The organism is Nonomuraea sp. NPDC048881, assembly GCF_040649795.1.
In the GTDB taxonomy this organism is placed as follows: Bacteria; Actinomycetota; Actinomycetes; order Streptosporangiales; family Streptosporangiaceae; genus Nonomuraea.
Window position 1 is genome coordinate 57,093 of sequence record NZ_JBEZGC010000012.1, and the last position, 14,838, is coordinate 71,930.

At 73.3% G+C, this 14,838-nt stretch carries 9 protein-coding genes; 4 read left to right on the forward strand and 5 right to left on the reverse strand.

Annotated elements, in window-relative coordinates; all coding sequences use genetic code 11:
- Positions 1-60 precede the first annotated feature (60 nt).
- Positions 61-1,215 (reverse strand): epoxide hydrolase family protein, encoded by a 1,155-nt coding sequence (locus tag AB0C33_RS34975; protein WP_358295176.1) that lies wholly within the window; start codon positions 1,213-1,215, stop codon positions 61-63.
- A gap of 42 nt (positions 1,216-1,257) precedes the next feature.
- On the reverse strand, positions 1,258-2,799 hold the full coding sequence (locus AB0C33_RS34980; RefSeq protein ID WP_352359656.1) for a 4-hydroxyphenylacetate 3-hydroxylase N-terminal domain-containing protein: 1,542 nt from the start codon (positions 2,797-2,799) through the stop codon (positions 1,258-1,260).
- 153 nt (positions 2,800-2,952) lie between these two features.
- On the opposite strand from AB0C33_RS34980, the gene AB0C33_RS34985 reads away from it, so the two are divergent.
- Both AB0C33_RS34985 and AB0C33_RS34990 read left to right on the forward strand, forming a co-directional pair.
- Positions 2,953-3,945, forward strand: coding sequence for a methyltransferase (locus tag AB0C33_RS34985; RefSeq protein WP_358295179.1), 993 nt, complete (start codon positions 2,953-2,955; stop codon positions 3,943-3,945).
- Positions 3,942-5,153 carry a cytochrome P450 gene (locus tag AB0C33_RS34990; RefSeq protein WP_358295182.1) on the forward strand — a complete coding sequence of 404 codons (1,212 nt, stop codon included), beginning with the start codon at positions 3,942-3,944 and terminating at the stop codon, positions 5,151-5,153. The genes AB0C33_RS34985 and AB0C33_RS34990 overlap by 4 nt, the downstream gene beginning before the upstream one ends.
- A 40-nt stretch (positions 5,154-5,193) precedes the next feature.
- Here AB0C33_RS34990 and AB0C33_RS34995 read toward each other — a convergent pair whose 3' ends face one another.
- On the reverse strand, positions 5,194-5,958 hold the full coding sequence (locus tag AB0C33_RS34995; RefSeq protein WP_358295185.1) for a hypothetical protein: 765 nt from the start codon (positions 5,956-5,958) through the stop codon (positions 5,194-5,196).
- A 300-nt stretch (positions 5,959-6,258) separates the two neighbouring features.
- Here AB0C33_RS34995 and AB0C33_RS35000 point away from each other — a divergent pair, with 300 nt between their 5' ends.
- Positions 6,259-9,336, forward strand: a complete 3,078-nt coding sequence (locus AB0C33_RS35000; RefSeq protein WP_358295188.1) for a S8 family serine peptidase — start codon at positions 6,259-6,261, stop codon at positions 9,334-9,336.
- Positions 9,337-9,415: 79 nt separating this feature from the next.
- On the opposite strand, the gene AB0C33_RS35005 is transcribed toward AB0C33_RS35000, so the two are convergent.
- The gene (locus AB0C33_RS35005; protein WP_358295191.1) at positions 9,416-10,381 is read right to left on the reverse strand and encodes an NADP-dependent oxidoreductase; all 966 of its coding nucleotides are present in this window, start codon (positions 10,379-10,381) and stop codon (positions 9,416-9,418) included.
- Between AB0C33_RS35005 and AB0C33_RS35010 the strand changes: the two genes are divergently transcribed.
- Positions 10,380-10,916, forward strand: coding sequence for a helix-turn-helix domain-containing protein (locus tag AB0C33_RS35010; protein WP_358295194.1), 537 nt, complete (start codon positions 10,380-10,382; stop codon positions 10,914-10,916). The two genes, AB0C33_RS35005 and AB0C33_RS35010, sit on opposite strands and share 2 nt — an antisense overlap.
- Here the strand turns inward: AB0C33_RS35010 and AB0C33_RS35015 are convergent.
- Positions 10,895-14,794: a S8 family serine peptidase gene (locus tag AB0C33_RS35015; protein WP_358295197.1), complete on the reverse strand. Its 3,900-nt coding sequence runs from the start codon at positions 14,792-14,794 to the stop codon at positions 10,895-10,897. The two genes, AB0C33_RS35010 and AB0C33_RS35015, sit on opposite strands and share 22 nt — an antisense overlap.
- Between the last annotated feature and the right edge of the window lie 44 nt (positions 14,795-14,838).

Genomic DNA, 14,838 nt, shown 5'->3' on the forward strand with positions numbered 1-14,838 from the left:
CCGTCCGAACGACGAGAAGGACGCCGGCGGAGCCCGCCGGCGTCCTTTTCGTCGGTACGGCTACCTCAGCGAGCGGGCGAACGCGCGGACGTCGCCCACCAGCAGCTCCGGCTGCTCCATGGCGGCGAAATGGCCGCCCCGCTCGAACTCGGTCCAGTGGCTGATCGTCGGGATGTCCCGGTCGGCCAGCCGGCGCACCGGCACGAAGATGTCCTTGGGGAAGACCGCCACGCCCACGGGGACGGTGATGGGCGGCGGCCGGTGCCCCTCGGCGGCCATCTTCAGCCCCGCCGCGCCCTCGTAGTAGAAGCGCGCCGACGACCCGGCCGTCGCGGTCAGCCAGTAGATCGACACGTTGGCCAGCATCCGGTCCCGGTCCACGGCGTCCTCGGGCGACTTGTCGGAGTCCGTCCAGTCGTGGAACTTCTCCACGATCCAGGCCAGCTGCCCCACGGGCGAGTCGGTGAGCGCGTACGCCAGCGTCTGCGGGCGGGTGGACTGCAGCTTCATGTAGCCCGACAGCTCCTCGTCGAACCGCGCCAGCCCGGCCAGCCGCCCCTGCTCGGCGGGCGTCAGGCCGGCCAGCTCGGCCGGATCGCCCGAGGGGAAGGCCATCAGCATGTTGACGTGCGCGCCGATCACGTGCTCGGGGGCCAGCCTGGCCAGCTCCAGCGAGATCACCGCGCCGGCGTCGCCGCCCTGCGCCAGGTAGCGGTCGTAGCCCAGCCGGCGCATCAGCTCGGCCCACGCCAGCGCCACCCGGTACGGATGCCAGCCCGCCTCCCTGGTGTGCCCCGAGAACCCGAACCCCGGGATCGACGGGATGACCAGGTGGAAGGCGTCGGCCGGGTCGCCGCCGTGCGCGCGCGGGTCGGTGAGCGGCCCGATCACGTCCAGGAACTCGGCGACCGAGCCCGGCCAGCCGTGCGTCAGCAGCAGCGGCACGGCCTGCGGCTCGGGCGAGCGCACGTGCAGGAAGTGCACGTCGGCGCCGTCGATCTCGGTCACGAACTGCGGGTGCCGGTTCAGCTCGGCCTCGGCCGCCCGCCAGTCGAAGCCGTGCCGCCAGTGGTCGGCCAGCTCCTTGAGGTAGCCCAGCGGCACGCCGCGCTCCCAGCCGGTGCCGGGCAGCTCGTCCGGCCAGCGGGTGGCGTCGATCCTGCGGTGCAGGTCGGCCAGGTCGGCCTCGGGGATGTCGATGCGGAATGGACGCATGGGTGGGTTCGCCCTTCTCTTGTCAGGGGTGGGTCGAGCGGGTCAGCCGGTGCCGGTGCGCCGCAGCTCCTCGAAGGAGGACAGGTCGGGCACCGTCCAGCCGTCCAGGTCGTACTCGCCGAGGCAGCGGTCGACGAAGGCCGCGTACTCGTCCAGCTGGCCGCCGGCCATCTGCGAGAACAGCAGCTCGACCCGGGTGTTCTCGTGATTGCCGCCGTAGTTGCGCTCGTAGAGCTCGTGGCGGCCGCCGAACTCCGAGCCGATCGCGTCCCACAGCAGCTTCATCACCTTGACGCGGCCCTCGGCGTCGGTGCCGTCCGAGCCGCGCAGGTATTTGTCCAGGTACGGGCGGATGTCAGGGTTCTTGAAGTCGGCCGCGCCGGAGTTGACGTAGATAAGCCCGCTGGCCACGTCCTGAAGGACGATCTCCTTGATCCGCGGGTAGCCGATCTGCATGAACCAGCGGTAGGCCAGGCCGTACTGCGGGTTGGGCAGCAGCGCGCCGTTGCGCCACTCCACCGGGTTGCGGGCGGCGGCGTCCGACAGCGCCCAGAACAGGTTGCGCCAGGCCAGCACCTCGCCGATCCGGGTCTGCACGCCGCGGAAGTCCTTGGTGCCGGTGATCTCCAGCGCCCTGACCAGCAGCCCGGCGATGAACTCCAGCTTCACCGCCAGCCGGGTGCAGCCGTGGAAGGTGAACCGCTCGGTGAAGCCCGACTGGCCGGTGAACAGCTGCGCCTTGCCGAGGTCGCCGTAGATGAACACGTTCTCCCAGGGGATGAGCACCTTGTCCAGGACGAGGATGCTGTCGTTCTCGTCCAGCCGGGAGGAGAGCGGGTAGTCGAACGGGCCGCCGGTCAGCGCCGCGTTCATGCCGTAGGACGGGCGGCAGATCAGCTTCAGGCCCTGCGCGTCCATCGGCACGGTGGCCACCAGCGCGAACTCGCGCTTCTTGACCGGCAGGCCGTAGTGGGCGATGAAGTTGTAGTGCGTCAGCGCCGAGCCGGTCGCCACCACCTTGGCGCCGCTCACCACGAGCCCCGCGTCGGTCTCCCGCTCGACGTGCACGTAGACGTCGTTGACCTCGTCCGGCGGCCGGTTGCGGTCGACCGGCGGGTGCACGATCGCGTGGTTCCAGAACAGCACCTTCTCCTGCGACTCGCGGTACCAGCGGCGGGCGTTGCCGTCGAAGGGCGCGTAGAAGCCGGCGTTGGCGCCCAGCGTGCCGAGGAAGGAGGCCTTGTAGTCGGGGCTGCGGCCCATCCAGCCGTAGCTCATCCTGGCCCACGTCGCGATGGCCCGCTGGTCGGCGACCAGGTCCTCGACCGTGCGCGGGGTGGTGAAGAAGCGGTGCGTGTAGCCCTCGCCGCCGCTGTCGGTGGGGCAGGTCAGCAGCTCACGGGTGCCGTCGGCGTGGAGGGCGTCGTAGAGCCTGGCGGTCATCCGCACCGGGTTGTGGAACGCCGGATGCTCGGTGACGTCCTTGACGCGGTCACCGTAGAGGTAGATCTCACGATCGTCACGCAGGCTCTCGACGTACTCGCTGCCCGTGAGCGGGCGGGTCTTCGGCGCGGCATCGGGCATCGGACATCTCCCTGGGCAGGCAGCACGGTGCATCCTCAGCGTGGCACCCGCGCCCGCGGCGGCCATCTCGCGATGTGCGCTGTTCGGCCGGCGCGGGCGCGGGCGGCATTCTGGAAGGTGCCCGTGCGCGCGCCCCGATGTGACGATGACCGCGTGACGGAGCATCGCCTGTGGGCGCTGGCCCACCTCGGAACCCCGATGGCGATCCGGGTGGCCGCGACGCTGAGGATCGCCGACCGGCTCGCCAAGGCGCCGGCCACCGGCGCCGAACTCGCCCCCGCCGTGGGCGCCGACCCCGGCGTGCTGGAGCGCCTCATGCGCTACCTGGCCGCCAGGGGAGTGCTCGGCCGCGACGACGACGGCAGGTACACGCTGACCGCCATCGGCGAGGAGCTGCGCGACGACCATCCGGCCGGGATGCGCGCCATGCTGGACATCGAGAGCTGGGAAGGCCGGGCCGAGCTGGCCTTCGCCCACCTGCTGCACAGCGTGCGCACCGGTGAGGCCGCCTTCCCCCGGCAGTTCGGCCGCTCGTTCTGGGCGGACCTGGCCGCCGACCCGGCCCGCGCCGCCGCGTTCGACGCACGCATGGCCGCCGAGGTCCCCGGCCGGGCCCCCGCCATCGTGGCCGGCTACGACTGGGGGAGCCTCGGCCGGATCGTCGACGTCGGCGGCGGCGACGGATCCCTGCTCATCGCGCTGCTCACCGCCTACCCCGGGCTGCGCGGCACGGTCGTCGACCAGCCCGCCACCGCGCGGGCCGCCGCCGCGGCGCTGGCGGCCGCCGGGTTGTCCGGCCGCGGCGAGGCCGTGGCGGGCAGCTTCTTCGACCCGCTGCCGCCGGGCGCCGACGGCTACCTGCTGTCGTGGATCCTGCACGACTGGAGCGACGACGACGCCGCCGTCATCCTGGGCCGCTGCGCCGAGGCGGCCGGGCCGGGCGGCTCGGTCTTCGTGGTGGAGGACTTCGGCCCCGACGGCGAGTCGCCGCGTACCGGGATGGACCTGCGCATGCTCGTCTACTACGGCGGCCGCGAGCGCGCCGTCGCCGACCTGCGGGCCCTGGCCGCGCGGTGCGGCCTGGAGGTCGCCTCGGTGCATCCGGCGGGCGCGCTGCGGATCGTCCGGCTGGTGGCACGCCCGTGACCCCCGCCGAGATCGTCGCCGCCCTGGTCGCCCCCGAGGGCCGCCGCGACCCCTACCCGCTGTACGAGCTGCTGCGCGCCCACGGCCCCGTCGTCCCGGTACGCCCCGGTCTCACCGTCGCCGTCGGGTACGCCGAGATCAACCGCGCGCTGCGCGACAACCGCCTCCGCGTCCAGGACGCCGCCGGGTACGACCACATCTATCCCGCCTGGCGCTCGCACTCCTCATTGCGCGGCTACACCGACTCCATGCTGTACCGCAACCCGCCCGGCCACACCCAGACCCGGCGCCTGGTCAGCAGCGGCTTCACGCCCGCCCGGGTGGCCGGGATGCAGGAGTCGGTCGAGCGGATGGTCCACCGGCTGCTGGACCGGCTGGCCGACCTGGGCGCCGGCGGCACGCCCGTCGACTACGTCGCCGAGTTCGCCTCCCGGCTGCCGATCGCCGTCATCAGCGCGCTCATCGGCGTGGCCGAGGAGGACCAGAAGTGGTTCCGGCAGGTCGCCTCGGACCTGACGATCGCCCTGGAGGGCATCACCAACGTCGCCAGGCTGTCCATCGCCGACAAGGCCATGGACGAGCTGGCCGGCTACTTCGGCGAGCTGATCGACGACCGCCGCCGCCACCCCGCCGACGACATGCTGACCGCACTCGTCCGCGCCCACGACGACGGCACCCGGCTCAGCCACGACGAGCTGGTCGGCAACCTCATGCTGCTGCTGACCGCCGGGTTCGAGACGACGAGCTTCCTGCTCGGGCACGGGCTGCGGCTGGCGTTCGAGCATCCGGGCCTGGCCGCGCGGCTGCGCGCGGAGCCGGGGTTCGCCACCGCGTACGTGGAGGAGGTCCTGCGGTTCGAGGCGCCCGTCCAGGCGACCAGCCGGTGGGCCGAGACGGCGACCGACGTCTCCGGCGTCCCGGTGCCGGGCGGGACGAAGGTCGTCCTCATGCTCGCCGCCGGCAACCGGGACCCGCGCCGCTTCCCCGATCCGGCCCGCTTCGACCCGGACCGTCCGGACGTCCAGCCGCTCAGCTTCGGCGCCGGGCCGCACTTCTGCCTGGGGGCGCCGCTGTCGCGCATGGAGGCCCGCATCGCGCTGCCGCTGCTCCTGCGGCGTTTCCCGGCGCTGTCCGCGGCCGAGCCGCCGGACCATCGCGACCGCTGGGTGGGCCGCGGCCTCCACCGCTTCCTCGTCACCACCTCCTGACCTCCAGGCGCCCGCAGGACATCGTGCGGGCACCAGGCGGTCACGCCCTGACGCGCATCCGCCGGGCCGCCGCCAAGGAGGTCACCACGAGAACGGTGAGCACGCTCCAGTACAGGAAACCGCTCACCCGGGTCACCAGCAGGTTCTCGGCCAGGTGGACCAGGCCGGGAACCAGGTAGACGGCGGCGGCCAGCGCCCAGCGGCCGTCCCGGGCGGCCAGCGTGGCGGCCAGCACCAGCAGCAGGGCCACCACCTCGACGCCGGCCCGTACCACGCCCCAGACCGTCTCGTCCGCCGGCCCCCGCGCGAGCTGCAGCGCCCAGCAGACCGGCGGGACGACCAGCCACCACGGCGACCGGACCGGCATCGTCCCGCCCCACCACCGGGCCTGCCCCGACGCGCGGCCCGCCCCGGTCCGCCGGACGGCGAGCACCGCCGACGCGGCCGCGACCACCCAGTAGGGCGCGACCGGCCCGAGGTCGCCGTACAGCGGGCCGACGTCGACCACCGGGCTGTGCAACCATCCCAGGACGATGGGCCAGCTCGTCAGGAGCGCGGCGATCGCCGCGACAGGAGCCGCGACCCGCGTCCATCCCCGCACCAGCGCCACCACCAGGACGACCCCGACCCCGGTCCACACCTTGAAGACGAGGTAGGGCAGGACGGGCAGCTGCGCGACGGTGACGACCGCCACGGCCAGCGCGCCGAGGTGCAGACCGTCGGCCCACCCCGGCACGCCGGCGCGGTAGCCCTCGGGACAGGCGCGCAGAAGACGGCGGTACCGCTTTTCGAGAACGTGGCCCATACGCTCCTCACCCCGTCCGGCCGCAGGACAAGTGCGGCGGCGCGCCACGACCGGACCATCGCCGCCCCCGCGCTGCTCACTGAGAGCCTGCCGCAAATGTCGCACAGGTGGATCGATCCCTCAATGCCGGCCGGTTGGCGACGTGGCTCATAACGCTTCACGACGATTCGTCCAAGTAGGGGTGTGGCACTCACAACTTTGCGAACAGGATTAGTGGCCGCCGTACTGGCCGGTTCCTTGGGAGCCGTCACGGCTCAGGAACCCTCCCTTGCCGCGGCCCCGGCAGGAACCGGCCCGGTCGTGGCCGGTAGCGTGACGCTCCTGACCGGGGACAAGGTGACGGTCAGCGGCCGGGGCCACCGGGTGGAGAGCGCCCCCGGACGGCGGGTCCGCTTTTCGACGCAATTTCGCGACGGACACCTCTACGTGATCCCCTCGGACGCGTTCCCGCTGGTCAGCGAGGGCCTGCTCGACGATCGGCTCTTCGACGTGACCCGGCTTCTGGCGTGGAAGTACGGCGACGCCGACACGGACGAGATCCCGCTGATCAGCCAGACCCTGGGGGAGCAGCCCGCCCCGGCACTGAGCGGCACCCGCCTGACCCGCAAGCTCGACGACCTCGGCGTGGCGGCGGTGCGGCTGCCGAAGAGCACCGCCGCGCGGACGTGGCGGGACCTGGTGAGCGGGGCTCGTACGCCGGCCGCGGGGAAGGGCAAGATCTGGCTCGACGGGCGCCGGTCCTTCTCGCTGGACCGCAGCACCGCGCAGATCGGCGCGCCCGAGGCGTGGAAGCAGGGGTTCACCGGCCAGGGCGTCACGGTGGCCGTGCTCGACAGCGGCTACGACGCCGGTCATCCCGATCTCAAGGGCGTCGTCACCCAGGAGCGCAACTTCTCCGACGAGCCGGACATGACCGACCGCGTCGGCCACGGCACGCATGTCTTCTCGATCGTCGCCGGAGCCGGGACGAAGTATCGGGGCGTCGCGCCGGGGGCCCGCATCGCCGTGGGGAAGGTGGGCGGCGTGGACGGCATCGCCGACTCGGCGTTGCTGGCGGGCATGGAGTGGGCCGCCACCGAGGTCCGCGCCAAGGTCGTCAACATGAGCCTCGGCACGGTGGACGAACCCGGCGACAATCCCGTCGAGCAGGCCGTGAACACCCTGTCGGAACGGACGGGCACGCTCTTCGTGGTCGCGGCCGGCAACGGCGGCGGCGAAGGGACCGTGTCCAGCCCGTCCACCGCGGACGCCGCGCTCTCCGTGGGCGCCGTCGACCGGTCGGACCAGGTGTCCAGGTTCTCCAACCAGGGCCCCAGAACGGGCGATCACGCGATCAAGCCCGAGATCACCGCCCCTGGCGTGGACATCGTCGCCGCCGCGGCGGAGGGCACCGCCGACGGGCCGTACGTGGCGCACAGCGGGACCTCCATGGCGGCGCCGCACGTGAGCGGCGCGGCGGCGATCCTCGCCCAGCGACACCCCGGCTGGACCGGGCAGCAGCTCAAGGCCGCGCTGGTCGACAGCGCCAAGCCCACCAGCGGGACCGGCCTCTACGAGCAGGGCGCCGGGCGGGTGGACGTGCCCCGCGCGCTGGCGCAGCAGGTGATCGCCGCTCCCGCCACCGTCTGGGCCGGTTTTCCGTGGCAGCACACCGGCGGCGACCAGGCCACCCGGACGATCACGTACACCAACGACGGGGACGCCCCCGTCACCCTGAACCTCACGACCGACACCGACGTGCTGAAGCTGCCGCAGGACAAGCTGGAGGTCCCGGCGCGCGGGCAGGCGTCCCTCACCCTCACTCTCGACGTCACCGGCAAGCCCGCGGGCGACTACCCGGGCGTGCTCACCGCCGCCTCCGGCGACACGATCCTGCGTACCCCGGCGGGCGCGTACGTGGAACCGGAGTCCCATGACGTCACCGTCACCGCTGTCGCCAGGTCGGGCGCTGCGCCCGGCGTGGCGTTCGGAATGGTCTACGACCAGGCGCGCGGCGCCCAGCGGATGCTCACCTTCCGCGACGGGGTCGCGAAGACACGGCTCCCGAAGGGCGCCTGGAACCTCTACACCGAGATCTACGACTTCGACCCCGTCGTCCTGACGGTCGGGCACCGGCCGCTCGCGGTCGGTGCCGACGACCTGCGCGTCACGGTCGACGCGCGCGAGGGCAGGCAGGTCCGGTTCGCCGTGGACGACCCCACCGCCGCGGCCGACCGGGAGTTCGGCCTCTACCTCGCCAACGGTCCATGGCAGTACGGCTGGTACGCCTCCGGCCAGGACCCCAATGCGGGCTACTACGTCATTCCGGTCCGGCAACCCGGGCTCACCTACGAGTCCTGGACCGTCTGGCACAAGAAGGACGCCGCGCCCAGCCCCTACCGTTACGACCTCGTCGACCGCCGCACCGGCGGCATCCCGGACGACCCCACCTATTCCGCGCGGACCAGGGACCTGGTCAAGGCGTCCGAGACGTTCCGCTCCACGGGCGCGGCCGGCACCGGCACCATGTGGACGGGACCGCTGGACCCGGCCGGCACCGGAGCGCTCACCCTGCCCACCAAGGACATCCCGCTGCCCTCCGCCATGACGCACTACCGCAGCCCCGGGCTCGCCTGGTCCTCGGAGTTCCAGACAGGCGGTTCCCGGCAGATCGGCACGAGCCCGGTGCGCGAGCGCGGCTTCTCCGAGGTCTGGAACGCCGCGGTCGCGGGCCCGTCGTTCGCCACGCCCGGCGGCAGCCGCACCGGAGACACGCTCCAGTTCTTCGCGGGCCGGCTCCACACCGACGGCGTCGCGGGGCTGACCGGCATGGACGCCACCGCCACCGGCACCCTGACCCTCTCCCGCGACGGCAGGCAGCTCGCCACCAGCGACATCGCCGGGTGCGCGCCGGGCGACAGCGACCAGTGCGCGCTGTCCGCGACGCTGCCGCAGGACGCCGGCACCTACACCCTCGCCGCGTCCTCGCGCCGGGACACGTCCGTGAACACCCTGTCCACGGGCGTCGACGCCGTCTGGACGTTCCGCTCGGCCCGTACGGCGCAGGCCACGCCCCTGCCGCTGACGGCGGTCAGGTACGCGCCCAAGGGCCTCGACACCGCGAACCGGGCCAGACCCGGGTCGCGAACCCCGCTGTCCATCTGGATCGAACGCAACCCCGGCGCCCGCGGCGCCGCGGTGCGCACGGTCGAGCTGGAGTTCTCCACCGACGACGGCGCCACCTGGCAGCCCGTCAGGACCCGGGCGGCCGACTCCGGCTGGACGGCGACCGTCGCCAACCCGGGCTCCCCGGGGTTCGTCTCCCTGCGCGCGACGGCCAAGGACACCGCCGGTGACGGCGTCACCCAGACGGTGACCCGCGCGTACGCGGTCGGCTGACCGCGCCCGGGCCGCGGGACGTCCCGCGGCCCGGTCCTCGCCCGGGGACGTCCCGTCCCGGCCGCGCCCCGGGGCGGTCTCAGCCGGTCACGGTGAGGACGAGCTTGCCGCGGGTGCGGGCGGTCTCCAGGCGGGCGTGGGCCGCGGCGGCCTGCTCCAGCGGAAAGGTCTCCGCCACCTCGACGGCGACCTCCCCGGCGTCGATCAGGCCGGCGATCGTGGTCAGCGCCGCGGCGTCCGGCTCGACCAGGTACGGAGTGACGCGCACGCCGGCCGCCTCGGCGGCCCGGGCCAGCTCCGGGGACACACCGGCCGTGAGGGCGACCAGCAGGCCGCCGGGACGCAGGACCTTGAGCGATCGGGTGCCGGTCCGGTCATGGGCGTCGCCCACCAGGTCGATGACGACGTCGACGTCGGTGGCGGCGTCCTCGAAGCGGGTGGTGGTGTAGTCGATGGTCTCGTCGGCGCCGAGCTCCTTGAGCCAGGGGTGGCGTGCGGCGCCGGCGGTGGCGATCACGTGGGCGCCCAGGCGCCGGGCGAACTGGACCGCGAAGTGACCGACCCCGCCGGCGGCGGCCGTGATCAGGACGCGCTCGCCGGCCCGCACGTGGGCGGCGTCGGCCAGGGCCTGCCAGGCGGTCAGCGCCGCCAGCGGCACGGCGGCCGCGTGCGCGTGGTCGAGGGTGGACGGTTTGCGGGCCCACTGGCGGGCCGGTGCGGTCACGTACTCGGCGTAGCCGCCGGCGGCGCGCGGGAACCACGGCATGGCGTACACCTCGTCGCCGGGGGCGAGCGTGGTGACGCCGAAGCCGACCTCTTCGACGACGCCGGAGACGTCCCAGCCCAGGATCAGCGGCAACGTCTGCAACTCCGCCATGCCACGACCCTCGCGGGTCTTCCAGTCCACCGGGTTGACGCCGGCGGCGTGCACCCGCACCAGCACCTCGGTCGGCAGCGGCTCGGGGCGCGCGACCTCCTCGACGGTCAGCACCTCCGGCCCGCCGAACTCCCTGACGGTGACAGCCCGCATGATGTGCTCGCTCATGTCCGTCTCACTCTCTGTTCTGCCGGGACTGGCCGGCATCGACCTGTGCCTGCACCTGGTCCGGCTGGACCACGGGGCGGCGGTGGCCTCGACCGCCGCCCGGCACTGCGTGGTGGCGCCGTGGCGCGAAGGCGGGCAGGCGCAGTTCATCGAGCACCCGGTTCCGCAGGACACCGGGCGTTCCACCTCGGCGACCCGGCAGTGGGCGCTGGACCGGCTGGCCGAGCCGGTCACGCTGGAGGACCTGGCCCGGCACGCGCACATGAGCGTGCGCACCTTCACCCGGCGGTTCCGCGGCGAGGTGGGCAGCAGCCCGCAGAAGTGGCTGGCCCAGCGGCGGCTGGCGCACGCGCGGCTGCTGCTGGAGTCCACCGACCTGAGCGTCGCGCGGATCGCCACCGCCTGCGGCTTCGGCGACCCCGTCGCCCTGCGCAAGCACTTCCACACGTACCTGGGCCTGTCACCGCTGGCCTACCGTCGCGCCCACAACGCACCGGATCCGACGACGGCTCGTCAGGGTTGCTTCAGTCCGTAGGCCCTGTGGATCGTCTGGTCCACGGTGTTGCCCTCCTGGTCGGTGGCCTGGGCGCGGAGGCCGACGGCGCCGTCGGTCCGGGACAGGGGCGGGTGGGTGATGGTGCCGGTGAAGGCGTGGTCGCCGGAGGCTGACATGGGGACGGGCACCCAGTGGGCGCCGCCGTCGAAGGTGGCCGAGAGCCGGAGCGCGGTCAGCTTGGCGTCGGGCTGCCCGAAGGAGCCGTTGTAGCCGCTGACGGTGATGCGGCGGGTGGCCCCGGCCGTGGCCTGGTTGTCCAGGTCGAGGTCCAGGTCGTAGCTGAGGTTGAGCCGGCGTACCGGCGCGCAGGGAGCCAGGACCTGGGTGACGAGCCAGCCCGCGCACAGGCCGTCGGTGAGGTCCTTCATCCCGGATTCGGGGCGCTTGGAGCGGAACGTCCAGGCCGTTTCGACGTCGGTCGCGAACCGCTGTCCCGGCTGCGGGGTGTGGAAGGTGTCGGTGAGCCGGTATTCGGCCTCCTCGGGCGGAAGGGTGAAGGTCGGCAACTTGATCGCGACGGGACCGAGCGCGCCGATCTTCTCCTCCAGGGGAACCTCCCGGCCGTCGCGGTAGAGGTGCAGCTCGTCCTTGCCGCCGGCCCACGCCTGGAAATTGGCGCTCCAGGTGAAGGGCTCCTGGTGGTGGGGTTCGGGGCCCATGACGGGCACCGCCGAGGTGAACAGGTCGCCGGTACGGCACGCGAAACAGGTGACCGTGCCCGAGTCGATCACGCGGTCGCCGTCGCGCGGGCCGCCGGGGACCCTGGGCTGCATGCCCCACCGCTCGGTCCGGCGTCCCGCCTTGGTGAAGACGTCGAGCGCGACCGTGGTGTAGCCGGTCCTGGAGAGGTCGCCCTCGTCGTACCGCATCCTGACCTCGCGCTGCCAGGTCACGTCGGGCGAGACCGGCCCGACGTACTCGGTCACGGTGGTCCGCGCCTGCCAGGCGCCGCCGAGACCCCACGCGGCGAACGGTTCGGAGCCGTTGATCAGCACGGGGGTCCAGCTCATGCGCACGGCGCCGGGGCGGTCGGAGTGGAAGCGGTCGTCGATCTCCTGGAGGTTCTTCCTGGTCACCCGGTAGTCGAGACCGGCGGGGATCCGGCCGCGCTCGGGGAAGAACAGCGAGTACATGTACGGCGTGGCCGGGCTGCCCTCGACCTTGACGTCCACCGGCTTGCGGGCCAGCGCCCTGCCCTGGTCAGCGGGCAGGCTCATGGTCGGGATCGGGTAGAAGGCCCAGCTTCCGGTCGGGTCGAGGAAGGCCCGTCCCGACGCGCCGTAGCCGAGCACGCCCACCGCGCCGGCGGCCGCCAGGGCCTGCACGCGGTCGAGCCCGTCGCCGGAGCAGGTCGTGTCCGGGCAGAGGTCGCCGAGGTCGAGCAGCGCGAGCTTGCCCCGTACGTCCAGGCCGGACAGGTCGACGCCGTGGCCCACGTCCACCAGCGGGAGGGTCTGCTTGCCGGTCAGCTTGGGGAGGTCGGGGGTGACGCCCGCGTAGCGGGGGGCGAGCGTGCGTCCGCCGGCCTTCATCGTGACGAGCGGCGCGCCCTGCCAGAACTGGCCGGTGAGGTCGAGGGCGCCCTGCTTGACCGGTTCGGTGGGCAGCATCCAGTAATGGTGCAGCCCGTACGCCGGGTAGGAGGAGAGGAAGTCGGCCACGACGCCGTTCGCGGTGGTGCGCCGCAGGGCGTAGTGGGACAGGTAGGTCTCGGTCGTGCGGGGGGTGTCCAGGCGGACCTCGCGGGCCTTGCGCAGGTCGAGGGTGACCGTGGTGTCCCGGTCCACCTGGACCTCGGGGGCGGTCGGCAGCGACTGCTGCCACTCGCCGTCCTCACCCCGCCAGGCGGCGATGGTGTTGACGCTGAAGGTGCCCGGGTAGACGCTCGCCTCGCCCTCGGCCGTCTGGTAGAAGGAGTCCAGGTCGTCACGGTCGTCGGTACGCAGGAACAGCCACGGGACGGAGACCGCGTCGGCCGCGCCGTCCGGCATGATCAGTTCTGTCCTGAGCTTGACCCTGCGCGGCTCGACGAACGCGCCCACGGCCGTGCGCACGACCACGTCGCCGCCGGTGGCCGCCACCGAACCCGCGTACCAGGTGGCCGGTCCCGACGGGTCGAAGGCGACGGCCACGTCCGCGGCGCCGTGGGCGGGGACGGTCACCGTGTCGCGGTCCAGCTTGAGCGCCTGCTCGGGGGCGGCGCCGCGGTGGGCCGCGATGCTCGCGCGCAGGGTCAGCGTCACCGGCTGGTCGCCGTCGTTGGTGTAGGTGATCTTCTTGGTGACCGGGCCGCTCTGCGGGGAGGTCAGGAAGCCGAAGTCGAGGTTGCCCGAGCCGCGTACCTGCTGGGTGACCGCCCTGGCCACGTCGATGCGCCCGGCGCCCTGCTGGTAGGCGGTCAGGCCGTCGTCCTTGGCGGTGCCGATGAGCGCCGCCTTGAGTCGCGGGCCCGTCCAGTCGGGGTGTTGCCCGGCGAGGATGGCCGCCGCGCCCGACACGTGCGGGGTCGCCATCGAGGTGCCGGAGGCGGCGGTGTGGAGCTCGTCCACGGGCGAGCCCATCGACGTCCCCCGCGCGCGGGCCGCGACGATGCCGACGCCGGGCGCGACCACGTCGGGCTTGAGCCCGTAGTCGAACGGGGCCGGGCCTCTGCTGGAGAAGGGGGCCAGTCTCTCCTCACGGTCGACCGCGCCGACCGTCAGCGCCGCCGCCGCGGATCCCGGCGCGTTGACGGTACGGCTTCCGCCGTCGTTGCCGGCGGCCACGACGAACAGCGTGCCCGTCTCGGCGCTGAGCGTGTTCACCGCCTGGTTGACGGGGCCGTTCTGGTCCTCGTACTCGCCGCCGATGCTGATCGAGACGACCTTGGCCTGCGCGGCGGCCCACTGCATGCCCGCGATGACCTGCGACGAGGTGCCCGTGCCCGACGAGCTGAGCACCTTGCCCACCAGGAGCGTGGCCTCGGGCGCCACGCCCGTGTACCGGCCGGAGCCGGCGATCGTGGAGGCGACGTGGGTGCCGTGGCCGTGGCCGTCGCGGGTGTCGGGATCGTCGGTGAAGTTGGCCGTCGCCCCGATCCGGCCGGCCAGGTCGGGGTGGTCGGGATCGACGCCGGTGTCGAGCACGGCGACCTTGACGCCCTTGCCCCTGTAGCCGGCGGCCCAGGCCTGCGGCGCGCCGATCTGCGGCACGCTCTTGTCGAGCACGGCCTTCATCTTGCGGTCGAGCCAGATCGCCGTCGGCGCGGTCGCGCGCGCGGAGGGGGACGCGGTGGGGGACGCGGTGGGGGACGCGGTGGGGGACGCGGCGGCCGCGGCCCAGAACTCCCGCGCCGCCTTCTTGTCCACCTTGACGGCGGCGCCTCCCACGCTGGCCAGGGCGACGGGCGAGGCGGTGGCCGGGAGCGCGTCGGCCCGTGCCGACAGCGTCGCGGCGGCCTGCTCGGCGGCGCCGTACTGGACGATGACCGGCAGGGTCGGGCGTTCGGCGTCGGTGTAGCCGTTGGCGGCCAGGTACGCCACGTCGAACAGGCCCTTGTCCACCTGGCCCGAGGCCACCGGGGCCAGCGCGTCGGAGGGGAAGACGTAGAAGGAGTCGCCCTTGCGCAGGGTCATGAAGGACACCGGCGCTCCTCCGGCGCGCCTGGCCGGTTTCACGTCGGCGCGCGGGGTGCCGTCGGCGGCCTTGGCGTACGTCACCACGTCGCCGGTGATCAGGGTGAGCTGGGTGGCGGCGGGTAAGGCGCCCGGGGTGGGGGCCGGGGTGTCGGCGGACTCGGGTGAAGGGGAGGGCGTGGCCATCCCCATGGACAGGACCAACCCCAACGCGGTCAGCCCGGCGAGCGGGCGGCGAGCCATGATTCTCCTCGGAGTAGTTCATGATCGAGCACACAAAACCTCCC

Coding starts and splice junctions, on each gene's coding strand:
- AB0C33_RS34995 (WP_358295185.1), bottom strand. CDS start 5,958: ATGGGCCACGTTCTCGAAAAGCGGTACCGCCGTCTTCTGCGCGCCTGT.
- AB0C33_RS35010 (WP_358295194.1), top strand. CDS start 10,380: ATGTCCGTCTCACTCTCTGTTCTGCCGGGACTGGCCGGCATCGACCTG.
- AB0C33_RS35015 (WP_358295197.1), bottom strand. CDS start 14,794: ATGGCTCGCCGCCCGCTCGCCGGGCTGACCGCGTTGGGGTTGGTCCTG.
- AB0C33_RS34975 (WP_358295176.1), bottom strand. CDS start 1,215: ATGCGTCCATTCCGCATCGACATCCCCGAGGCCGACCTGGCCGACCTG.
- AB0C33_RS35005 (WP_358295191.1), bottom strand. CDS start 10,381: ATGAGCGAGCACATCATGCGGGCTGTCACCGTCAGGGAGTTCGGCGGG.
- AB0C33_RS34980 (WP_352359656.1), bottom strand. CDS start 2,799: ATGCCCGATGCCGCGCCGAAGACCCGCCCGCTCACGGGCAGCGAGTAC.